Raw genomic sequence first — 22,293 nt, 5'->3', positions numbered from 1 at the left:
GGGGACATAAAAGTGGATGATGTTACTATGCGTGAAATTGCTTTATTAACTTTGAGCAAAACTCAATATGCGGAGCGGGATAGTGTTAGTTTAGCAAAAAAAATGGCAACCGACTACCGGCGAGTTATGGCAGCTTTAACTGATTATGAGCAAACTCGACAACGCAACGAACCTGAACATGACCCGGAAATAATGAACAATATATTTAAATTAAATAGAGATTAGCATACTAGAGCCTTCGGGCTCTTTTTTCATGCCCAAAAATAGGAGAGGATATCATGTTAACCTGCTATGCCTTACATCCCTTTACTTTTATGCTGGGCTTTGCCTGGCATAATGATGAGCGAGCTATTGAATTGTTTATCGGACTGTTTGCAATTAGCTAATGCGGTCTGAATAAACAGGAGGTGTCAATGCGTGAGCGATAAACAAAAGCCTAAACCCATACCCACGCATACAGCCATAGTACATCCACCAGCGCCGTCAAGACCTAAGAAAGGGTTGACTGGACTGGGTACTCAAATAATTGCAGGAGGTAAGCCTAATGAACCAATACCGCTATGCTGTGGTAAACGGCCAGACAATCCCCTTTGATCAGATCAGGCAGGGCCAGCTGTTCTATCTGCATGAGCCTGACGGTACGCTGCTAGGCAAATACATAGCTGATTCGGACGCCTACATCAATCTGAATCGGGTGTGGCAGGTTGACTGCACCTCACAACCTCTGGGATAATCTGGGTCCTTACTGAGGGGTGCCTGGGGTACGGGTCTTGCGAGCCCCGAGCTTCTCCTAGCTGCAAATTCTTTTATACATTTACTTACTAAAAGAGGTGATTTTAGTGGAGCAAACCGTGAAGATTTCCAAGAACACAAAAACCACTGCGGATGGGCTTGCCGCCTGCTTTGGTCTTAGCCGGCCGCGCATTGTTCAGCTTGCCAATGAAGGGATACTGATCCGTGATGAAAACAGTAAATATTCCATATCAGATAATGTCCAGCGCTATATCAATTCAAAGGCTGGCGGTGACGGTGAACTATCGTTTGACGCCGAGCGTACCAAGCATGAAAAATTCAAGAGCCGGCTGACTGAATTGCGTCTGGAAAAAATGGAAGACCGCATGCATGACGCCAAAGATGTCGAGCGGGTCATGACGGAAGTGCTGACAAATCTGCGTATCCAATTACTGGGGCTGCCGTCACAACTTTCTGGGCAGCTGGCGAATCAGTCGCAAGAAATCGTTTACCAGATTATGACCAAAGCGATAGAAGAAAAATTATCGGAACTGGCCGACTACAACCCGGAACTTTTCCGAGGTGAAGACGATGATGAAGAAGACAGTTGACCTGTTCCGGCGGATTTGCCAAAAGGCATTTACGCCAATCCCCAAAACCTCAGTCAGCGAATGGGCGGATCAGTACCGCGTTTTATCATCGGAGTCGTCGGCCGAACCGGGGAAATGGCGAACAGAACGGGCACCGTATCAGCGCGAAATCATGAACGCCTTTACCCAGCCGGGAATCCATAAGGTTGTGGCCAAGACCGCCAGTCAGATTGGTAAATCAGATATCATGAATAATGTCATGGGCCGGTTTGCTCACCTTGACCCTGGACCGATCATGATGGTTCAGCCAACTATCTCCGATTCGGAAGACTTCTCCAAAAGCCGGATTGCGCCCATGATACGGGACACAAAAGCCTTAACCAGTTTGTTCTCAGACGTAAAATCCAGGGATACCAGTAACACCATTCTCAGCAAACTGTTTCCCGGCGGCCGGCTGATCATGTGTGGTGCTAACAGTCCAAACGGCTTGGCCGGTCGTCCGATTCGGATTGTCCTCGCCGATGAGATTAACCGTTTCCCGGACAGTGCCGGCACGGAAGGCGATCCGCTGGATATTGTCTTTAAGCGATTAACTACATTCTGGAATTGGGTAGCGGGGTTGTTTTCAACGCCCACCATAAAAGGTTCGTCCCGCATCGATACTGAGTATGTGGCAGGCACCCAGGAAGAGTGGCAGCACGAATGCCCCAACTGTACGGAAAATCACCTGATTACTCACCGGGACATGAAATATGAGTATACCGAGACAAAAAACGATGACGGTACAAAGTTTGTCATCGTGCATGGGGTGAAATGGCACTGCCCTGACTGTGGCTTTGAATTCGATGAACAAACAATGCGAGCGGCTCCGCAAAAATATGTTGTCCATAATCCGGACGCATTAAAAAATGGCGTTCGGAGCTTCTTTGTTAACTGCTTTGCATCTCCCTGGCTGAAATGGGCGGACATGATCCGCGAATACCTGGAAGCCAAGGGCGACCCCGAGCGGGAAAAAGTCGTATTTAATACCCGCTTTGGTGAGTCTTATGAACAAAAAGGCTCTTTTGAGGACGAAACCATTTTTCTTAAACGCCGTGAACCTTACCCCGCAGCCTTGCCTGACGGGGTTTTGTTATTGACGGCTGCCGTTGATACCCAGGACAACCGCCTGGAATATGAAATCTGCGGCTGGGGTGACGGGGAAGAAAACTGGGGCATAAAAAAAGGTATTGTCCTGGGGGTGCCGGATCGACAAGAAACCTGGGACGAGCTGGATCAGCAGTTGGACCGGGCCTATCGCTTTACTAACGGTACCGGCCTGGTTGTGGCCAGAACCTTTATTGACTCAGGCGGCCATTATACCAAGGAAGTATATAGATACTGCTATCGCAACATGCATAAAAACCGTTTTGCGATTAAAGGCATGCCCGGTGCCGGTGTGCCTCTAATCTATAAAATATCAGCGGCAAAGGAGTATGGCATCCCGCTGGTGCTGATCGGCGTCGACAGCGGCAAGCAATATGTATTTGACCGTCTGTCTATAGAGGAGCCGGGGCCGAAGTATTTTCATTTTCCATTAGATCAGGAAAAAGAAAATCTTGTTGCTATTGTTATTGAAAAAGCCGGACTGCACCTGCCGGAACTGCTGCTGATGCGCGGCTATGACCAAATTTATTTTAAGGGGCTTATAGCAGAAGAACTGGTACCAAAGAAAGAGCGCGGGCGGGTGGTATTTGTTTGGAAAAACATCGCTAAAGACAAACGTAATGAACCGCTTGACCTTCGGGTGTACAACCTGGCCTGCCTGCACAGCATCCATCCGGACTGGAATACCTATAAGCAATTAATTAATGGCGTAAAAAAAGAAGAAGTGCAACCGAAGAAGCAGAGAAGCCAGTCAGGAGCGGTTTCTTCTCAATATGGCTGTATTAAAAAAGGAGTGCGGTAAGATGGCCGGTAATGTCCAGGAAGAACGATTAAAAAACTACATTGAGGCCGAGCGTAAAACCCTACTTTCCCAGGAGTACCAGGAGGGTAGTAAGCGCAACCGGCGAGCGGATCTTAGCCGGATCAGCGAAGGCATTAACGAACTAATGGCCGGCGGTGTGGGCGTATCGCCGCAGCCTAGAGGACGATCCCGCAGAATAATCTTTAGAGATTGAGGTTTTGATATGACCAATAAGCGTAACCGGCAAAGCCGGCGTAATGCCCGATTGCCTACCGGGCGATCAATCCCGCAGACAGGTGCGCAGATCCTTCGGAAAATTGTCAATACCGGCTATTCGGAAAGTGGGGCCAGCTTTAAAAAGGGAACCATGGCAGGCTGGTGCCCCACACGGAGCAGTCCCCAGTCTGATATTGATATGAACCTGCCGACCCTTAGAGCCCGGTCTGCGGATGCCGTCATGAGCATACCGCTGGCTTCCAGTGCGATCAATACTTCCCGTACACATGTAATCGGTGCAGGCTTGAAACTGAGTCCGAAACCCAAGTATAAGCTGCTGGGGATCACCCCGGAGCAGGCAAAGGAATGGGCTCGGATTACTAAAGAAGAGTTTGATTTATGGGCCAATAGTGAGTTTTGCGACCTGCTAAAAAAGAACAATTGGTATGATATGCAGGATATCGCGTACCAATGCTGCATGATTGACGGCGATAGTTTTGCGGCTTTCAAGTACCGGGAACCCCTGCCGGGAATGCCATACATGCTGAGGGTGCAGTTGTTTGAAGCCAGCCGCGTTTGCAATCCCGGCTCCATGGGGCTCAACTCTCCCTGGACAGTCACAATTAAAAATCCGGACAACGGTAACCGTATCATTAACGGCGTGGAAGTGGATGATGACGGCGCCATCGTGGCCTATTGGATTTGCAACCGCTATCCTTACGATCCCACCAATATGCAAATCCCGCAATGGGTCAGGGTGGAAGTATTCGGCAAGACAACCGGACAGCTTAATATATTGCAGATTTGTCATGATGAGCGTCCCGAAACCTACCGGGGCGTTCCCTATTTGGCCCCGGTGCTGGAAGTCCTCAAACAAGTCGGCCGATATACGGAAGCAGAACTGACTGCGGCGATTATTAAATCGTTTTTTAGTCTGTTCTTTGAAGAAAGTTACGCCAATAACGGGAATTTTTTTCCCCTGCAGGACGCATTTAACCGCCAGGACCGGGTATCCTTGGACCCGAATGCCTTTGAACTTGGCTCCGGAACTATGAACGTGCTGCCGCCAGGCTACAAGGTGACGACGGTTGACACGAGCCGCAGCCTGTCCACGTATGAGGCGTTTAGCAACCAACTGATCCGGCAAATCGGCGCAACCCTGGAACAGCCGTATGAAGTGCTGCTAAAATCGTTTAACTCCAGCTATTCGGCTTCCCGGGCGGCCTTACTACAGGCCTGGGCGGCGTTCAAAATCCGGCGTATCTGGTTTGTGCGCGATTTTTGTCAGCCATCTTATGAAGTTTGGTTGACCGAGGCGGTTGCAATCGGCAGGGTGAAAGCGCCGGGATTTTTCACCGATCCGATCAAGCGCAAAGCCTGGGCGAACGCCGAATGGTACGGCCCGGTCATGGGCAGTGTCGATCCGGTGAAGGAAGTTAATGCGGCGGCTCTCCGTGTTAAATACGGCTTTAGTACCCGCGAAAAAGAAACGGCTGAAATGACCGGTACCAATTTTGATGAAAATGTGGAAAGCCTGGCCATTGAGGAACAGACCCTGCGGGATGCTGGACTAGCAGGGGGAATGGAGGTTGACGCTAGTAGTGACAAGGATTTGTTAGAACAAGAACAGCAGCAACAGAAAGGAGGGCATTGGATTTAATGCGATTCTGGAATTTCACCAACACTGCGGATGATGATGATATTGAATTAAGAATAGCCGGCGAGATAGTCGATGACGATAGCGCCTGGATTTACGAATGGTTTGGTATTGCCGCGGCCTCACCGAATTCTTTTCGTGAAGCGCTGAATGCCTATACCGACAAAAACATAACTGTGTGGATTGATAGTTGGGGCGGCGATGTGACAGCCGCTGCCGGCATTTACAATGCACTGAAAGAGCATAAGGGCAAAGTGACGGTAAAAATTGATGGCAAAGCGGTTTCTGCAGCATCGGTCATCGCTATGGCCGGGGATGAAATTATGATGTCGCCTGTCGGCGTAATGATGATCCATAATCCCTGGACCGGTGTCAGCGGGGAAGCGAAGGACTTGCGGCATATAGCGGACGTGCTTGATGTCATTAAGGACACGATCATGAATGCTTATCAGTTAAAAACCGGTAAGTCACGGGCCAAAATCTCGCAAATGATGGATGATGAGACATGGATGAGTGCCAAGACAGCGAAAACGGAGGGCTTTATTGACGGCATTTTGTACAGTGGCGCAGACCAGAGCGAGGTGGTAGAGAATTCATTCATGTTCAGCCATCTGGCCATTCAAAACAGTGCGTCAGCATCGATGCGAAATTTTATTGAGCAATACAAAAAAAATGCAACTAATAATGAGGAGGAAACGACAGTGGCCATTAATACAGTGGAGGATTTACGAAGGGAAAAACCCGACTTAGTTGATCAGGTGGTGCAAAACGCCGTTACTATCGAGCGGGAGCGCCTCGCCGCGTTGGATGCGTTGGATGATCCGCAAAATCCGGCCATTCATGATCTAATTGATGATGCCAAAAAAAGCGGTAAGTCGGCGGCAGACATACAACCGGTGGTTGACATTGTAAAAAAACATTCAGGGACTATGGCTGCAGCCGCTGAAAATGTAGCCGGGCAACAGTTTCTGGCCGGCATGATCAGCGACAACAAAAAGTCCGGTGTGGATGGGGCTAAGGCAACCGGCAGTGGCAGCCAGGCTGATGACAAGCAACAAGATGCGGCAGCGATCAACTTTATGGCTGGAGTCATTAACAAGAAAAACGGGAGGGTGAGCAAGTAATGGCTGAATTGGTGCGGGATATTAACGAATTTGAGTATGACGGGTTAATTGGCGGCGTACAGCCGGCGCTTTTTACTAAAAACGTCATTATTGCCAGCGGTGCCGGTAACCTGGCTCGCGGTACGGTGCTTGGACAAATCACAGCCAACAAGAAATACCAAACGGCGGACAGCGCCAGTGAAGACGGGAGTCAGGTGGCGAAAGCAGTGCTGGCTTACCCGGTGGATGCAACCAACGCCGATGTTGTTGGTACTGTGTACTGGTCAGGATCATTTGACCGGGAAAAACTGATTTTTGGGGGCGCAGATACCGCGGCAGCCCACGAAGATGCATTAAGAGACGTGAATATCATACTCACGTCTGCACAATAAGGAGGCTTATACTAATGGATATCAATAATACATATGCGCTACTGCAAGCATTGGCTCAGGCTTTTCCGCCGCAAACTTTATTCCGTGACACCTTCTTTCCGGACGTTAAGACCTTTGTAACCAAGACGGTATTAATGGACTACAAAAAAGGCAACCGCAAGATGGCACCTTTTGTATCCAAGGGCAGTGGTGGCGTCAATGTGGGCCGTTCCGGTTTCAGCACCAAGGAATATGAACCACCGATGATGGCTCCGCAGCGGCCGACGACCAATGAGGATGTGGAAAACCGAGCATTTGGTGAAAATGTGTTTTCAGCCATCACGCCGGAGCAACGGGCCCAGGAACTGCGGGCTCAGGATATGGCTGACTTAATTGACATGAATATCCGGCGTGTTGAATGGATGTGCAGCCAGTTGATGCTGCATGGCCAGTTTGAGGTTGCCGGCTATGCCGATGACGGCGAGACGGTGATCATTGATACGGTCACTTATCCTGACTGGACCCAAAAGCTAACACTAACTGGCCCCGACATGTGGACAAATCCCAACGCCGATATTTATGGTGTAATGGAAGATATGTCGCAAACGGTGTCACGAAATAGCGGCCGGGTGCCCGAGGTAGCGATTGGGAGCTACAAGACATGTCAAAAGATCATTCAAAATGCGAGTATTTTACAATACTTAATGATCCCGAATGCTCAAAACATGTCACTCATGAGCTTCCAGCCGCGTATCATTAGCCCTGGTGTAAGGCGCATGGGTTTTATCCAAAGCCTGAACCTGGAAATCTTTGCTTATGACGGGATATATGAGGATGCTGCCGGCAATACACCGCAATATATTCCTGATGGCTATTTCATCATGGGCGTTTCCGGCCGGGGCAGTCAGCTGTTTGGTGCCGTCAACCAACTGGAACAAGATGGCGTTCGCCGTACTTACCAGGGGGCCAATGTTCCTAAGGTCTGGAATGAAACGGGTAAAGACGTGCAGATGATTCGTGTGGCTAGTAAATGTGTACCTAAACCGGAATTTATCGATGACTGGTACACCTTAAAGGCTTATTAATTTTACTTTAAGGGGGATAAGCATTTTGGACTTGCATATTAAACAGTTTACCGTTCGCTACCAGGGCAAAGATTACGGTCCTGGTAGCGTTATTTATGATGTTGAGCAGGCAGTAGCTGAAAATTTGATTGCCGGCAGTAATGGGACAATTGCTGCTTTGCCTGGAAAAGAAGAGGCTGTATCCGGGCCGAAGGACAAAAAAACAAAATCAGCGGCAGATCCAGCGAATGGGGCTAAAGCGGTGGATTTAGGCGGCCTGCCGGCTGTTGATCCAACCAAAACCGTAAAATAGGAGAGGTCAACATGTCTCTAAAACAATTAATGATGGATGATATCGACGATGTTTTCCTTGATGCCGATGAATTTGCCGAACTGCACGACATTAACGGCGCACAGGTGCTGTGCGTGATTGACGAAGACATCTCCAAACAGCGCAGCGGCCGGCAAAGTGGCAACTATGACGGAATCCACATGCGGCAGCTCACCCTGTTTGTCAAGGAAACTGATTTAGGCTACCGGCCGGAGCGAGATCAGAAAATGACGGTAGACAGTGAATGGTATCTGGTCATTGACTGCACGGCAACGGCCGGCATGCTGGAAATTGAACTAGGGGCCAACCAGGTATGAGAGGTATAGTTGTTGTTAATGATGAGCAGATAGAACTGGCAAAGTTAATGCTGGGACATATCCCGGGAGCTGTACCAAAGGCGCTATCAAATGCGATTAACCGGTCAGTTGAGGGAGCGCAAACGGAAGCTACTCGAAAAGCTCCTGAAGAATACCATGTTCGCTCAAGAGATATATTGGCAAGCTGCTTTATTAAGCGATCAAGCCCCAGACGATTAATAGCATATTTAAAAGCAAGTGGAACAGCGCGACCGCTTAGTATTTTTAAAGTAAGCCCAAGTATGCCAGTATCATATTGGGATAGACCTAATATTCTTAAAGCCGCAACTCGCAAAGGAGAAGGATTGAAAGGCATTTCTAAAGCCTTTGTTGAATTTGGCCGAAAAACCGGGAATATGCATGTTTTACAAAGAACTGGGGATCGTGACGCGAATGGAAAAGAAGAGGTTCGCATCCTATACGGCCCATCTCTACCACAGATGTTGGGTAATGATCGAGTTCAAAGGGATATTACGCAGCGAGCAATGATAACTATGGATACTCGGCTTGATCATGAGATGAATCGTCTATTAGCGAGGTATGGCAAATGAGTACACCATTAATTCTGGTCGATGAATTGTGTAAGCTGATCACCGATGCTACGGCCGAGCTGGTTCTGGAGAAAAAGGCAGGAGAACCGCGGCCGCCATCCGTTGTGCCCGGTTTTTTGGATGATGATGAACCACGGCCAGGCAAGCCGCCGGATGATGAATTTGAAAAAGCCGTGCCGTTTGTTCTAGTCCGCTTTCTCAACGGTGAGGACAACCAGCAGGCCGGCACGGCTACCGTTCGGCTGATAGCCACAACCTATTCTAAACACGGTCAGGGCTGGCGCGATCCGCTGGAGGTGCTGGAACGAATCCGGCAGGCAATCCTGACCCACCGGCCGCTGGCCCAGCAGTTCGATTTGCAACTGCCGATAAAATGGGAAATGCCCGAAGAACAACCGTGGCCGTACTGGATTGCCTGGATGACAACCACCTGGGCCATCGGACGGCCGATTTTAACCGAATGGGAGGAATCTATGTATGGCGAAATCTGTCCCTAACAAACAAGCGCCCCTTAAGTCGGAGCGCTATATTTATTGCGGCCCATCCTTACCGGGTGGCTTGCTGCAGCAGCACACGATATATAAAAACGGCATTCCGGAGCATCTGAGTGTCGCTATTGAAAAATGCCCTGCGATAAAGGCGCTGTTTATAGCGCCAGCCAAACTGCAGGTCGTTACTGACGCCATTCAGTCAGCCGGATCGCTCGAAAACCTACGGTACAAGGAAATTCAAAAATTCATTCAGGAGGGGGGGCTAAAGCGTGGCAATTAAACATGGGGTTTATCCATCCGAGGTACCTACTTCCATAATTCCACCGATTGAATCGGAGTCCGGACTGCCGGTGGTATTTGGCACAGCGCCGCTGCACCTGGCCAGTGCCTCAGGCGGTGCCAATACCCCGGTGCTGGCCTATACCTATGCCGAAGCGGTGGCGGCATTCGGATATTCCGATGACTGGGAGAAATACACGCTCTGCGAATTTATGTATAGTCAGTTTTCTCTGTTCAATATGGCCCCAGTCGTTCTGGTGAACGTGCTGGACCCGGCGGTACACAAAGAGGCAGTGACCAATCAAACGGTCCAAATCGAGAATGGAACGGCCATTATTACCGGAGGAGTACCGGTGCTCCTGGATACATTGACGGTAAAGCTGGTGGAAGCGGGACAACCACTGATAAAAGGAACGGATTATGTGGCTGGCTATAACGATGATAAGAATGTAGTCATTACACCGATTGATGGCGGCGCTATTCCGGACAATCAGGCATCTTTGGTGATCAGCTATAGTAAGCTGAAACCGGAGATGGTGGGCAGTGATGATATTGTCGGCGGTATAGATATTACGACAGGCGAGCCGGAGGGGTTGGAATTGGTCTCCCGGGTGTATCCGCTGTTCCAACTGATTCCCGGGCAGATTCTGGCTCCCGGCTGGTCTACTGATCCGCTGGTGGCAGCTGTTATGAAGGCAAAAGCAAAGAGTATTAACGGCGTATTCCAGGCGATGGCATTGGCCGATATCCCCACTGCCGGCACGGAGGCTGCCGCACAATACACCCAGGCCCCGGCTTGGAAAACAAATAACAACTACATTGACCCGAAACTAATTGCCTGCTGGCCTAAAGTAAGTTTAAGCGGCAAGCAATTCCACCTCACTACTCAACTGGCCGGCATCTGCTGCCAGACGGATGCGGCGAACGACGATATTCCCTATAAGTCGCCGTCGAACAAATCCCTACAGGCCAATGCGGCGGTGACGGCCAATGGCAGCAAAGTGTATTTGGATCTAACCCAGGCCAACTATCTCAACGGCCAGGGCATCGTTACGGCCTTGAATTTTATTGGCGGCTGGAAGCTCTGGGGTAACCGTACCAGCGCTTATCCGGCAAGCAGTGATGTTAAAGACGTATTTATTCCGGTCAGGCGGATGTTTAACTGGATTGCCAATACTCTGGTGCTAACCCACTGGCAGAAAGTCGATGAACCAACCAACCGCCGGCTGGTGGAAACCCTGGTGGATAGCGCCAACATCTGGTTCAATGGATTGGCGGCCCGCGAGATGATTCTGGGCGGCCGGGTGGAATTCCGGAAGGATGAAAACCCGACAACCGATCTTTTAAACGGTGTGTTTCGCCTGCATTATTACGTGGCACCGCCACCCCCGGCCGAAGATATTGAGGAAGTCATCGAATATGACGTGTCTTATTTCAATACCCTGTTTGATTAATTAGGAAGGGAGGAATCATTGTGAACCCAATACCGGAGAGACTGATTGACTTTCGTGTGTATGAAAACAGTAATATTTTCATTGGGCTTGCTGACGCCGAGCTGCCAAGCCTGGAAGCAATGACGGAAACTGTGAGCGGTGCCGGCATTGCCGGTGAGTATGACAGTCCGTTGATAGGCCACTATCAGAGCATGACTTTGTCATTGAATTGGAGAACACCGACACCGAAACTGCTGGCCTTAGCTGCGCCCAAGATTCATCAATTGGATCTTCGGGGCGCGATTCAGATAAATGATGCAGCAAACGGCCGCTATCGATCTGTGCCGCTTCGTGTTCTTGTAAATGGCACGCCTAAAACGACCAATCCCGGGAAATTCGAGAAGAATGCTTCCATGGACAGTTCGAATGAACTGGAAGTAACCTATTTAAAAATCTGGTATGACGGCAAAGAGTATATTGAAATTGATAAACTGAATTACATCTGTAAAATTGACGGTGTGGATTACCTGGCCGAGGTGCGCCAGGCGCTTGGCGGGTAATAATAAAAGGCCGTACCTGGTAAAGGTACGGCCTGAATTATACAATTTATGCGGTTTTCGGTGGGGTAATACGGCCTTGAAAGTAGGCGCAGAACATAACTAAAACCAATCCACCTACCAGATAATAGCCAATTTCAGCCGGCAGGCCGATGGTCTCCAGTATGCGGCCGGCGGTATAACCCGGAATCAAAGCGGCCAATAGGCCAAAGGGTATAGAGATTGCGAGGACCACAACGCGCAAGATTATGTGCAGAATGTCCATGTATTCTCACCTCAATTTCAGTATATGAGAAATTTTGTAAAATAGCAAGGAGGAAATGAAATGGAAAACCAGGAAAGCACCGCGGGCATTACGATCCCGCTTAGAAAATCTTTTACTTTTGAAGGAAAAGAATACAAGGAAATCCGGCTTGATCTGGACGCCCTATCCGGCAAAGACGTGATCGACGCCGAGACCGAAGCGCGGTCATTGGGGGCGAGGGCCATCATGTTAGAATCATCCAAGGTATATCAGGCCATCCTGGCGGCCAAAGCGGCCGGGGTGCCGGTGGATCTGATCCAGGCACTGCCGGCCAAAGAGTTTAGTCGGGTGACAGGCGAAGTGCAGGGTTTTTTGCTCGAATAGGGCTTGGCTCTAAACCCGCTAAAGCCGTCCGCAGCCTTGCTTTGCGGCTCTCGCAGGAGACACAGGCACCGGTAACCTACTGGCTTACTGCTTCATTTACAGAACTGACCGAGTGGATCAGTACCATCCAGGAAGCGCAGCAAAGGAGGCGGAAATAATAATGAGCCGTATGTATGAAATTGCTTTCAACATCATGGCCAAGATGGGCTCGGGATTCAACCGCAGCTTCTCCTCCGCTTCCGATCAGCTGACACACCTTAATACCCGGGTGTCTGGCCTTAAGGGCCAAATGCGGGAACTGGATGCGCAGCAGCGCAAAGGGATTGTTACGGTTGCGGAATATTCGGCGGCCTATAGCCGGCTGGCTGCTCAGCTCTCTAAAGCCGAGCAGCGGCAGAAAAGCTATGCGAAGGCCTTTGCTTTACAAAACAAAGTCGATCAGTCCCGCAGCAATGCCAGGATGGGCATGGTCGGCGCGGTGGAAACGGCAGTTACCGTCGGCACGCCGGTGTATGCAGCCATCAATTTTGAGTCGGCCATGTCCGGTGTGGCGAAACAGGTGGACGGGGCCCGCAACGATGCCGGCCAGTTAACGGATGTGTATTATCAGGCCCAAGGCCAAGTGATGCAGGCAAGCCGGGACATGATGATTCTGCCGGACAATATGGCTAAAGCCTTTGCCATGGCGGCCAAGTCCGGCGTCCAGGGCATGGCGAACATTGATAAGTTTGCCCGCATGGGCATGATGATGGGCACTGCCTTTGAAGCCCCGGCCGAGCAGGTGACCGAGGATTTTGCCAAAATCGGCAGTGCCATGGGCATCAGCCTGCGGACCACGGAAGGCATTGCCCAGTTGGAAGCACTGGCTGACACGGTTAACTATTTAGATGACCGCTCCAACGCCGCCGGCGCGGATATTATTCAGGTGCTGAAGCGAACCAGCGGTACAGCCACTTCGCTGCTGCCGACACTATCCAGGACAACATTGGCCGGCATGTCTACAGCCATGCTGCAGATGGGCGAGACCGGCGAAACGGCCGGCACGGCGCTAAATGCGCTGTTTACCCGCGTGGCGGCGGCGCCCACCCAGTCCAAAGCGTTTCAGGGCGCACTGGCCCAGCTCGGACTGTCGGCAGAAGAACTGCAGTCGGGGGCGCTGCGGGATGCGGAAGGCACCATTATGAACCTGTTCGAGCGGATTGGCGGCTTAGATGCGGCCACTAAAAATAACGTATTGGCCGAGTTGTTTGGTGCCGAGCATATTGATAATCTCTCCAAGATCTCCGGCAACTACGAGGAATTCTTGCGGGTCATCAAAATGGGCAACTCCGAGGAAGCCAAGGGCAGTATGCTCAAGGAGTTTGCCATTCAGTCCCAAAATACGGAACGGCAGCTGGAAGGGCTCAAGGCCTCGGCGGCCCGGACAGCCATTAGCTTTGGCTCTGTGCTGCTGCCGGAGGTGAATGCTTTGGCCAAGGCCGTCAGCAACGGGGCCGAATGGTTTGTCAAGCTGAGTCAGGAGTATCCGAACCTGAGCAGCGGGGCAGTTAAGCTGACCGCCGCTGTATTAGGCGGGACAGTCGCCCTGTCTGCCCTGACCTGGGCCGGCTGGGCGGTCATCACCCCGTTTGTGAACATGTACGGCTTAATGACCAAAATCGGAGCGGCCCAATGGCTCTGGACCAAGGCGCAATGGGCATGGAACATTGCCCGGGGCGCCGGGGCCGGACTGCTATATATTGGCCGTATGACGGCGTTTCTCGGTCTCATGGGCGCCTCGGCCGTAGCCACCCGGTTAGCGGCCGGGGCCCAATGGGGCTGGAATACGGCAACGACCGTCGGTAAAGCGGCGATGGGAATCGGCCAGCTGATACTGCGGGCGACATGGACCGGCATTGTGACGGCGGCGACCTGGCTGTGGACCGGTGCCCAGTGGGCCTGGAATGCAGCCATGACGGCTAATCCAATCGGGATCTTGATTGTTGGTATCGGCGGATTAGTGGCAGCCGGATATTATCTGATCCAAAACTGGGACACTGTCAAAGGGTGGTGGACCCAGCTGTGGGATGATCCGGCCGCAGCCCTGCAGGCTTTTGTGGATGGAATCTACAACCGGTTTGGTCAGGCCTTTACCTGGCTGGGGGAAAAAGCAGCCTGGGTGAAAAATCTGTTTACCGGTGGCAGAGCTATTGCCGCCGGCGCGGATGTGTCTATGCAAATCCCCGCTTATGCCAATGGCACAATTGCCACCACGCCCCATGTCGGGCTATTCGCGGAAAAAGGACCGGAGGCGGTTATCCCCCTTGACGGCAGCTCCCGAGCCCTGTCGCTATGGGCAACTGCCGGCCAGATGTTGGGCTTTGGCGATCAATCCAGCATGTTTCAGGATTTTGTGGATACTCCGCCTAGCACTGGCGGTCACACCTTTGTATTTTCCCCGCAGGTAACCTTGAGCGGCGGTGATCCAGAGGTGGAAAGCAAGGTCCGACGCGTCATCCAGGAAGAAGCTGGTGATTTTGAAAGCCGCATGGATACCTGGGCAGAACAACAGCGGAGGTTAAGTTATGCGTGAATATGTAACGTCCCTGGGGGACACCTGGGATGGTATCGCCTATAAGATGTATGGGAATGAACGGCAGATGTCGGTGTTAATCCAGGCCAATCCGCAGCACCGGGAAACGGTAATTTTTTCGGCCGATGTGATGATTCAGGTTCCAGATGTAGCAGCGGCAACTTCTACAGCGCTGCCGCCATGGAAGAGGTGAGAGGATGCAAGCCCGGAGAGCAAGATTAAAGTTGCTTTATGATAACAAAGACATTTCAACTGACCTGGCCCCGTATTTGCTAAGTTTTTCTTACTCCGACCATGCCAGCGGTAAGGCGGATGACCTGCAAATTAGTCTGGAGGACCGTGAGGGCCTATGGCTGGGTGACTGGCTGCCGGACAAGGGGGCCACGCTCAAGGCCACGCTGGTCACGGAACACTGGACCGAGCAGGGGAAAATAGAGGAATTGCCGCTCGGCACGTTTGAGATTGATGCCATAGACGGCAAAAGCTCGCCATCCACCGTGACTATCAAGGCGCTGTCGGTCCCGGAATCGGCTTCGTTGCGTGGCGAGGAAAAAACACGATCCTGGGAAAAAGTAAAATTATCAACCATTGCCCGGGATATTGCCACCAATGCCGGCTTAACGCTGTTTTACGATACCGATGACGACCCGGAAGAAGACCGGGTGGAGCAAACCGAACAGTCCGACCTGGCGTTTTTGCAAAAGATCTGTGAGGATGCGGGGCTGTCGCTCAAGGTGTCCGATCAGCAGATTGTCATTTTTGACGAAGAAAAATATGAGGCCATGGAACCGGTACTGACCATCAAACGAGGACAATCATGGATACTGGACCATAGCTTTTCGACGACTACCCGGGACGTGTATTCGGCCTGCAAGGTGGAGTATCACGACCCCAAAGGCAAGACAAGCATATCGTATACCTACTGGGCGCCCAACAAGCCGGCAACCGGCAAAACCCTGGTCATTAACCAGCGGGTAAGCAGTATTGCCAAGGCGGAAAAGCTGGCCAAGAAGAAACTTCGGAAACAAAACCGGGGCGAAACCAAAATGTCCTTTTCCCTTTTGGGTGATATTCGTCTGCTGGCGGCCCGGACGGTACTGGTTGAGGGATACGGGAAGTTTGACGGCAAGTATTTTATTGAGGAAGCCGAGCATGCCGGCGCCGGCTATACGGTGAAAATCGACTTGCGCCAGGTGTTGGAGGGCTATTGACATGGATGCTGTTTTGAAAAATATGGTTCGGGTTGGCCGGATATCGTCTATCAACCCGGCAAATGGAACGGTCCGAGTAGTATTTGAGGACCGGAAGAATGATGTGTCCTATGATCTGCCGGTGCTTGTGCGGCAAAGTGTAAAGAATAAAGATTATTTTATGCCCGATGTGGGTGAACAAGCTGTATGCCTGTTTCTTCCCAACGGCAACGCCCAGGGCTTTTGCCTTGGGTCTTTTTATTCTGATGTTGACACGCCGCCGGCCAGTGATCCAAATAAACGTCATATTACATTTGAGGATGGTACCAGTATTGAATATGACCGGGGCACACATACGCTTACCATTCAGGCCCAGGGACCGGTCAACATTACTGCAGCCGGTAATGTGAATGTGACCGGTGATGTCATTGCCAATGGCGTAAGCCTTACTACCCATATTCACGGCGGCGTACAATCCGGCGCCAGCACAACCGGGCAGCCGGCCTAGGAGGGATTTTAGTTGGAAATCGAAATCACAGCGACCGCGAGTATGGTTGTCAATTTTGCACCAGCTACAACAATGGAAGAAATCTTGCAAAACGTCCAGACCATCCTGGCGACGCCGGTGTATTCGGTACCACTTGACCGGGCCATTGGCGTCAATGCCGAACTGCTGGATCTGCCTATGCCGGTATCCCAGGCCAGACTGGCGGCCGAGATTGTACAGGCCCTACAGAAATTTGAACCACGGGTGGAGGTTACCAAGGTCTTCTTTACCTGCGATGCCCTGAGCGGCAGACTGCAACCAACGGTCCGCCTGCGGCTAAAGGAGTGAGTTAGTTGTCAATCGGTACATTCGGGCCGGTTGCCTTTGAGGTTTCAACCGATAAAACCCGGACATTTGATGAGTTTAGCCGGAAAACTTCGGCCAAAATTCAACAGCATGATATTGTGGGTCTAAAACCTAAACTGGAATTCATTGCTCCCGGCCTGGATGAAATATCATTCCAGGTTATTTTTTCGGCCTTCCACGGATTGAATCCGCTCAATGAAGCCAATCAATTGCGTGAGATCGTACGGAAAGGCGAATATCATCCGTTAATTATCGGCAGCAAATCTCTAGGGAGCTTCATTATCGAATCTCTATCCGAGGTTTGGAAGCATGTAGATAATCGCGGGCTGGTGTTGTATATCGCGATTGATCTTAGTCTGCAGGAGTATACTCTGGAGGCAGCAGAAGCGCAGCGCATAAGTACAGATACCACTGTAGTGCAAGCGCAGAAGGTGGAGAAAGTAACACCGGCTATCAAAGAGCAGGCTAAAGAAACGGGATTATCCATGTCTGAAATAGCCAACCTGACGGCCATGGCCGTGAACGGCGTCCGTGATCCAGCGCTGGCTGTACCGGCAATCCAGTCTATTTTGACAGCGACACAGAAACAGCAGGGAGGGGAAACCTATTCGTCCCTGGGGCTAGATCTGGCGGGGTTGGCGGTGCAGTCTCGTACCAACCCATACGGGGCAATTACCGGCACACTGGATCGGTTGGCCAACACTACTGCCGACAAACCTACTGCGGCAAAAACAATATATGGCGCTAAAACAGCAGGCTCTGTCCTGCAGATTGCGCGCCAACTGAAGAGGTGAGCGGATGCTTGCAGATTTACCGTCCATCAGTTTTGTGGATACGGATGCCACCAATATTGAAGCATCGGTTATAACGATGTATGAAGCCATAGCCGACCGGACCCTCGCCCAGGGCGACCCGGTCCGGCTGTTTTTGCAATCCGTGGCGGCCATTATCATCCAGCAGCGGATTCTGATTGACTACAGCGCCAAAATGAACCTGCTGGCGTATGCCGAGGGCGACTATCTGGATCATCTGGGGATTCTGGTCGGCGTCACCCGGCTGCCGGCGGCCGCCGCAACGGTGACACTCCGGTTTACCCTGTCGGTGGCCCAGCCCCAAGTAGTGACCATTCCGGCCGGTATCCGGGCGACAACGCCGAACGGCATTATTTTTATGGTTACCAGCCCGGTCGATATCCCGGCCGGGGCCTTGGCGGCCGATGCACCGGCGGCTTGTACGGTGGCTGGCAGAGAAGGTAATGGCTATATGTCCGGCCAGGTCAATCAGTTTGTGGATCCTCTGCCTTGGGTGCAGGCGGTGACCAATGTTACTGAAAGCGCCGGTGGTGCCGATACCGAGGAGGATGAAAGCTTGCGCGCCCGTATCCAGCAAGCGCCGGAGAGTTTCAGCACAGCCGGCCCGGATGGGGCTTATGCGTTTTGGGCGAAAACGGCATCGGCCCTGATTGCTGACGTGGCCGTTTACAGCCCGGCCCCGGGTGAGGTGGAGCTACGGCCGCTGTTAATCGGTGGGGAACTGCCGAGGGAAGAGATTCTGCAAGCAGTTATGGAAGCCTGCAATGACAAAAAGGTCCGGCCGTTAACCGATAAAGTGACGGTGTTAGCCCCGGAGACAGTAGATTATGCGGTACAGCTGACCTATTACCTCAGCCGGGAGAATGCCGCTAGCAGCCTGGCCCTGCAGCAGGCAGTCAATCAGGCGGTGAATGACTATGTAACCTGGCAAAAGGCAAAGTTAGGCCGGGACATTAACCCGTCGGAACTGATCTGGCGGGTACGGGCCGCTGGGGCTAGCCGGGTAGAAGTGACCGCACCTGTGTATGCCGAGCTGCAGCCTTACCAGGTGGCGATGGCTAGCGCTGTTACTACCAATTTTGGAGGCCTCAATGATGGCTGATATCAGTAAGGTTGCCCTGCTGGACCTGGTGCCGGTCAGTATTAGGGGTGATCCCCAGGTGCAGGCAGCCGCGGCGGCCCTTGACCAGGAGCTGAAAGCCGTCACGGCCGCTATTCCTTCGACCCTGTTAATTTCCCGGATAGATGAGTTGCCGGAATCAGTCCTGGATCTGCTGGCCTGGCAGTTTCATGTGGATTTTTATGAGCCCGCCAGTCTGGACCTGGCCAAAAAGCGGGTCCTGGTCAAGCAGTCCATTGCCTGGCACCGGCGCAAGGGGACGCCGTCGGTGGTGGAGGAAATGGTGCAGGCGATTCTGGATAACGCGATTGTAGAGGAATGGCCGGAGTATGGCGGTGACCCGTATTATTTCCGGGTAGTAAAAATTGGCGGAGAGCTGGTGGATACAGAGGCGTATGTCCTGTTAAAGAAGGCCATTGATACCGTTAAAAACACCCGGTCCTGGCTGGAGGGCATTTCCCTGTTGCGCCAGATTGACAGCCGGATATATTTTGGGGTGCTGCAAAGCACCCATACCAAAGTGGATATTTTTCCGTCAGCCTTCCGGATGCCGGATATTAGCAGCAGCCTTTATTGCGGCGGGTTGATCCATGTACATAAAAGCGAGGTGATCCCATGCCAAACTGGTCAGGCGGTATCCTGACGGTCAGGGGCCAGGCGCTGCAGGCCAAAGTCGATGCCGGGCACGCCCTGACGCTGACTAAAATGAAAATTGGCTCCGGGGTGTTGCCAGCCGGGCAAAACCTGCAGGATCTGACAGACCTGGTGAGTCCAGAGAAGAACATTTCGATCAGCGGCATTGCCGCCAAGGACAACATCACTACCATTACCGGCGTAATTACTAACGGCGGCCTGGCGATCGGGTTTCATGTCCGGGAACTGGGGATTTTTGCCCAGGACCCGGACGTTGGCGAAATTTTATATTCGGTGACCGCCGATTCGGCCCCTGATTACTTACCGGCCGAAGGCGGCTCAGTGGCCGTGTCTCAGGAATTTAATTATCATATTGCAGTCAGTAATGCGGCCCAGGTGTCGGCGGTATTAAGCACCAGCGGCCTGGTCACCGTCGGCATGCTGCAGCAGCATACTCATGACGGCACCGGCAGCAATGGGCCAAAGATCAGTTACAACAATCTTGTAGACAAGCCGCCGGACCCGGTATTTTTCGGTTTGGAGGCCCCAACGGCGTTTAATCAGTCTACCCTATGGCTGCGTAATGTTGGCGGTGCACCAGACAGCAGTACCGGCAGCGGGGTGGTTATCGCCAATGCCACCACGTCCTCAACGCCGCCAGATCCCTCAAACTACTGGTTTGATGAACAAGAGTAACAATATAAAAGGAGATTGATATAAGATGGCAGATAAAAATATTCAGATTAAGCAGCGCAATACTGCTAATGACGGCTGGGACAACCTATATCCTAAAACCAAAGGCGCAATGGTCGAAACATCTACCGGTACCGTGGATGAGCATGTCTTGGATACGACTAAGCACATTACGGCAGCCGAGCGTACAGCCTGGAATGCCAAGCAGGCCGCATTAGGTTATACCGCTGAAAACACTGCCAAGAAAGGCGTAGCCAACGGGTACGCCGGTTTAGGTGCTGATGGTAAGATCCCGAACGATCAGCTGCCGGCACTTGCAATTACGGATACCTTCGTCGCTTCTTCGGAAGCGGCCATGCTGGCCTTAGCGGCTGAGGTCGGTGACGTGTGCGTCCGGACGGATCTGAGTAAATCTTTTATCCTTAAAACCACAGGGGCCGGTACGCTGGCCAACTGGCAGGAACTGCTGACGCCGCCGGCCGGGGTTTCCAGTGTCAATGGCAAGACCGGGGCTGTTACGTTGACGACTACGGACGTGTCCGAAGGGACCAATAAGTATTATACAGAGGCCCGGGTGAGTGCCAATGCCGATGTGGCAGCCGCCAAAACCCATGCCGGGACAGCGCATGCGCCGGCTACCGCTCAGAAAAACTCCGACATCACCAAAGCCGAGATTGAGGCCAAACTGACCGGTACGATCAGCAGCCATGGCCATGCGGCTGCCGCGATTACTCAGGATGCCAGTAATCGGTTTGTCACTGATGCGGAGAAAGCAACATGGAACACTCAGCAAAAAGCGATTACGGTTTCTACCACGGAGCCAACAGGGACAGCCGTGGGGGAACTTTATTTTGAGGTGATCTAATGGCTAATTACAATATTGAAATGAAAAAGAGAAATGCAGCGAATACCGGGTGGGATACACTCTACCCGGTAACGCTGCCAGGTAATGTGGATGGTCTTCAGGCTGCACTGGATGCCAAGCTGGATAAAACAGGGACGGCCGTAGCTGCTATTAAGTTAGCGACAGCCCGAACCATTGCCGTAACGGGAGCGGTAACCGGCAGCAGTAGCTTTGATGGCAGCGCCAATATATCGTTGGCAACGTCTATGGCTGCGGGGGCTGGTACCGATGCGGCCCTGGGCAACCGTACTATTACCGATACCGCTGCCCCTGCTGCGGATACGGCAGCCTTGACAACACTGCTGTCAAATCTGGGATATATGCTAAAAACCATTACCGGCAAAACAAGCTGGCGGACGGCACCGGCGATTACCTTAGAAAACGCATTACCTAAGGCTGGCGGCGCAATGACAGGTGCACTGACCCTGGCCGCTGATCCCACGGCTCCCTTGCAGGCAGCGACAAAGCAGTATACCGATGCAAAAGTGGCTTCTTTGGTAGCTTCAGCACCGGGGACCCTCGACACGCTAAATGAGCTGGCGGCAGCACTTAATGATGACCCGAATTTTGCGACCACGATAACAAATTTAATTGCTGGGAAACAGCCTCTTGATGCCACGCTTACCGCGTTGGCGGCACTGACTACAGCAGCGAATCAGATGGTGTATGCTACGGGTAGCGATACATTCGCAACCACGACCTTAAGCGCGTTTGCACGTACCTTGTTAGATGATGCGAGTGCTGCTGCAGCTCTTGCGACATTGGGGGCTGCCCCGATTGCATCTCCTGCACTGACCGGTACGCCGACAGCACCTACTGCAGTAGTGGGGACAAATACTACTCAGATAGCGTCAACGGCATTTGTACAGGCGGCAGTGAGCGCATCTAGTTCAGGAATTTCGGGATTCTCCAATCTAAAAATATTAGTAACTGGTAACAGTGCAGCGACTATTACAGCGGGTACCATTAGTTTACTTAATGCGGTCAAAAATCAATATATTGCGTCAGGTGTTAGTCTTGCTCTAAATACAGCAATAACAGGAGCAAATGGACGAGACACAGGATCACTAGCGGTGTCAACATGGTACTATCTGTACGTCATTTATAATCCAACAACGGCAACAGTGGCTTGTTTAATGTCAACTAATAGCACTACACCTACATTGCCAAGTGGCTATACTTATTTTGCCAGGGTTGGTGCCGTTCGTA

The 22,293-nt window shown here is 51.8% G+C and carries 28 protein-coding genes and 1 pseudogene; 28 read left to right on the top strand and 1 reads right to left on the bottom strand.

Annotated features, from left to right (window positions below):
• Positions 1–12: 12 nt before the first annotated feature.
• The 16 genes from VN379_RS12865 (at position 13) to VN379_RS12790 (ending at position 11,682) form a co-directional block, all read left to right on the top strand.
• Positions 13–225: a hypothetical protein gene (locus VN379_RS12865; RefSeq protein ID WP_325534423.1), complete on the top strand. Its 213-nt coding sequence runs from the start codon at positions 13–15 to the stop codon at positions 223–225.
• Between the two features lie 319 nt (positions 226–544).
• Positions 545–733, top strand: coding sequence for a hypothetical protein (locus VN379_RS12860; protein ID WP_325534421.1), 189 nt, complete (start codon positions 545–547; stop codon positions 731–733).
• A 106-nt stretch (positions 734–839) separates the two neighbouring features.
• Complete coding sequence (locus VN379_RS12855; protein WP_325534419.1) at positions 840–1,343, top strand: hypothetical protein; 504 nt, start codon at positions 840–842, stop codon at positions 1,341–1,343.
• Complete coding sequence (locus tag VN379_RS12850) at positions 1,324–3,270, top strand: phage terminase large subunit family protein (RefSeq protein ID WP_325534417.1); 1,947 nt, start codon at positions 1,324–1,326, stop codon at positions 3,268–3,270. The genes VN379_RS12855 and VN379_RS12850 overlap by 20 nt, the downstream gene beginning before the upstream one ends.
• Positions 3,242–3,484, top strand: a complete 243-nt coding sequence (locus VN379_RS12845) for a hypothetical protein (RefSeq protein ID WP_325534415.1) — start codon at positions 3,242–3,244, stop codon at positions 3,482–3,484. Before VN379_RS12850 ends, VN379_RS12845 begins: the two co-directional genes overlap by 29 nt.
• A gap of 9 nt (positions 3,485–3,493) precedes the next feature.
• Positions 3,494–5,146: a phage portal protein gene (locus VN379_RS12840; protein WP_325534413.1), complete on the top strand. Its 1,653-nt coding sequence runs from the start codon at positions 3,494–3,496 to the stop codon at positions 5,144–5,146.
• Positions 5,146–6,267 carry a head maturation protease, ClpP-related gene (locus tag VN379_RS12835; protein ID WP_325534411.1) on the top strand — a complete coding sequence of 374 codons (1,122 nt, stop codon included), beginning with the start codon at positions 5,146–5,148 and terminating at the stop codon, positions 6,265–6,267. Before VN379_RS12840 ends, VN379_RS12835 begins: the two co-directional genes overlap by 1 nt.
• Positions 6,267–6,638 (top strand): head decoration protein, encoded by a 372-nt coding sequence (locus tag VN379_RS12830; RefSeq protein WP_325534409.1) that lies wholly within the window; start codon positions 6,267–6,269, stop codon positions 6,636–6,638. Before VN379_RS12835 ends, VN379_RS12830 begins: the two co-directional genes overlap by 1 nt.
• 14 nt (positions 6,639–6,652) lie before the next feature.
• The gene (locus tag VN379_RS12825; protein ID WP_325534407.1) at positions 6,653–7,702 is read left to right on the top strand and encodes a major capsid protein; all 1,050 of its coding nucleotides are present in this window, start codon (positions 6,653–6,655) and stop codon (positions 7,700–7,702) included.
• Between the two features lie 25 nt (positions 7,703–7,727).
• Positions 7,728–7,994: a hypothetical protein gene (locus tag VN379_RS12820; protein ID WP_325534405.1), complete on the top strand. Its 267-nt coding sequence runs from the start codon at positions 7,728–7,730 to the stop codon at positions 7,992–7,994.
• An 11-nt stretch (positions 7,995–8,005) separates the two neighbouring features.
• Positions 8,006–8,329, top strand: coding sequence for a hypothetical protein (locus tag VN379_RS12815; RefSeq protein ID WP_325534402.1), 324 nt, complete (start codon positions 8,006–8,008; stop codon positions 8,327–8,329).
• The gene (locus tag VN379_RS12810) at positions 8,326–8,919 is read left to right on the top strand and encodes a phage tail protein (RefSeq protein WP_325534400.1); all 594 of its coding nucleotides are present in this window, start codon (positions 8,326–8,328) and stop codon (positions 8,917–8,919) included. Before VN379_RS12815 ends, VN379_RS12810 begins: the two co-directional genes overlap by 4 nt.
• Positions 8,916–9,416 carry a hypothetical protein gene (locus VN379_RS12805; RefSeq protein ID WP_325534398.1) on the top strand — a complete coding sequence of 167 codons (501 nt, stop codon included), beginning with the start codon at positions 8,916–8,918 and terminating at the stop codon, positions 9,414–9,416. The genes VN379_RS12810 and VN379_RS12805 overlap by 4 nt, the downstream gene beginning before the upstream one ends.
• The gene (locus VN379_RS12800; protein ID WP_325534396.1) at positions 9,397–9,690 is read left to right on the top strand and encodes a hypothetical protein; all 294 of its coding nucleotides are present in this window, start codon (positions 9,397–9,399) and stop codon (positions 9,688–9,690) included. The genes VN379_RS12805 and VN379_RS12800 overlap by 20 nt, the downstream gene beginning before the upstream one ends.
• Positions 9,680–11,143 (top strand): phage tail sheath family protein, encoded by a 1,464-nt coding sequence (locus tag VN379_RS12795; protein WP_325534394.1) that lies wholly within the window; start codon positions 9,680–9,682, stop codon positions 11,141–11,143. The genes VN379_RS12800 and VN379_RS12795 overlap by 11 nt, the downstream gene beginning before the upstream one ends.
• Before the next feature lie 20 nt (positions 11,144–11,163).
• On the top strand, positions 11,164–11,682 hold the full coding sequence (locus VN379_RS12790) for a phage major tail tube protein (protein ID WP_325534392.1): 519 nt from the start codon (positions 11,164–11,166) through the stop codon (positions 11,680–11,682).
• Between the two features lie 46 nt (positions 11,683–11,728).
• On the opposite strand, the gene VN379_RS12785 is transcribed toward VN379_RS12790, so the two are convergent.
• Positions 11,729–11,944, bottom strand: a complete 216-nt coding sequence (locus VN379_RS12785; RefSeq protein ID WP_325534390.1) for a hypothetical protein — start codon at positions 11,942–11,944, stop codon at positions 11,729–11,731.
• Positions 11,945–12,004: 60 nt separating this feature from the next.
• Here VN379_RS12785 and VN379_RS12780 point away from each other — a divergent pair, with 60 nt between their 5' ends.
• The 12 genes and pseudogenes from VN379_RS12780 to VN379_RS12725 form a co-directional block, all read left to right on the top strand.
• Entirely contained in the window at positions 12,005–12,307 is a 303-nt protein-coding gene (locus VN379_RS12780; RefSeq protein WP_325534388.1) for a phage tail assembly protein, read from the top strand.
• Positions 12,308–12,467: 160 nt separating this feature from the next.
• A complete protein-coding gene (locus VN379_RS12775; protein WP_325534386.1) occupies positions 12,468–14,879 on the top strand; it encodes a phage tail tape measure protein in 2,412 nt (803 codons plus the stop codon).
• On the top strand, positions 14,872–15,072 hold the full coding sequence (locus VN379_RS12770; RefSeq protein ID WP_325534384.1) for a tail protein X: 201 nt from the start codon (positions 14,872–14,874) through the stop codon (positions 15,070–15,072). The genes VN379_RS12775 and VN379_RS12770 overlap by 8 nt, the downstream gene beginning before the upstream one ends.
• 4 nt (positions 15,073–15,076) lie before the next feature.
• The gene (locus VN379_RS12765; protein ID WP_325534382.1) at positions 15,077–16,090 is read left to right on the top strand and encodes a contractile injection system protein, VgrG/Pvc8 family; all 1,014 of its coding nucleotides are present in this window, start codon (positions 15,077–15,079) and stop codon (positions 16,088–16,090) included.
• A gap of 1 nt (position 16,091) precedes the next feature.
• Positions 16,092–16,577 (top strand): phage baseplate assembly protein V, encoded by a 486-nt coding sequence (locus VN379_RS12760; RefSeq protein ID WP_325534380.1) that lies wholly within the window; start codon positions 16,092–16,094, stop codon positions 16,575–16,577.
• A 12-nt stretch (positions 16,578–16,589) separates the two neighbouring features.
• Positions 16,590–16,904, top strand: coding sequence for a GPW/gp25 family protein (locus tag VN379_RS12755; RefSeq protein ID WP_325534378.1), 315 nt, complete (start codon positions 16,590–16,592; stop codon positions 16,902–16,904).
• A 5-nt stretch (positions 16,905–16,909) separates the two neighbouring features.
• Complete coding sequence (locus VN379_RS12750) at positions 16,910–17,716, top strand: phage tail protein (protein WP_325534376.1); 807 nt, start codon at positions 16,910–16,912, stop codon at positions 17,714–17,716.
• A 4-nt stretch (positions 17,717–17,720) separates the two neighbouring features.
• A complete protein-coding gene (locus VN379_RS12745; RefSeq protein WP_325534374.1) occupies positions 17,721–18,836 on the top strand; it encodes a baseplate J/gp47 family protein in 1,116 nt (371 codons plus the stop codon).
• Positions 18,826–19,497 (top strand): phage tail protein I, encoded by a 672-nt coding sequence (locus VN379_RS12740; RefSeq protein ID WP_325534372.1) that lies wholly within the window; start codon positions 18,826–18,828, stop codon positions 19,495–19,497. Before VN379_RS12745 ends, VN379_RS12740 begins: the two co-directional genes overlap by 11 nt.
• Complete coding sequence (locus VN379_RS12735; protein ID WP_325534370.1) at positions 19,470–20,183, top strand: hypothetical protein; 714 nt, start codon at positions 19,470–19,472, stop codon at positions 20,181–20,183. The genes VN379_RS12740 and VN379_RS12735 overlap by 28 nt, the downstream gene beginning before the upstream one ends.
• 25 nt (positions 20,184–20,208) lie before the next feature.
• Positions 20,209–21,045 carry a hypothetical protein gene (locus VN379_RS12730; RefSeq protein WP_325534368.1) on the top strand — a complete coding sequence of 279 codons (837 nt, stop codon included), beginning with the start codon at positions 20,209–20,211 and terminating at the stop codon, positions 21,043–21,045.
• Positions 21,045–22,293, top strand: a pseudogene (locus VN379_RS12725) (hypothetical protein); the annotation flags it as partial. The gene VN379_RS12730 and the pseudogene VN379_RS12725, both read left to right, overlap by 1 nt.

The sequence above is a fragment of the Sporomusa sp. genome, assembly GCF_035561255.1.
GTDB lineage: Bacteria > Bacillota > Negativicutes > Sporomusales > Sporomusaceae > Sporomusa.
This window is presented reverse-complemented; position numbering and strand designations above follow the sequence as displayed.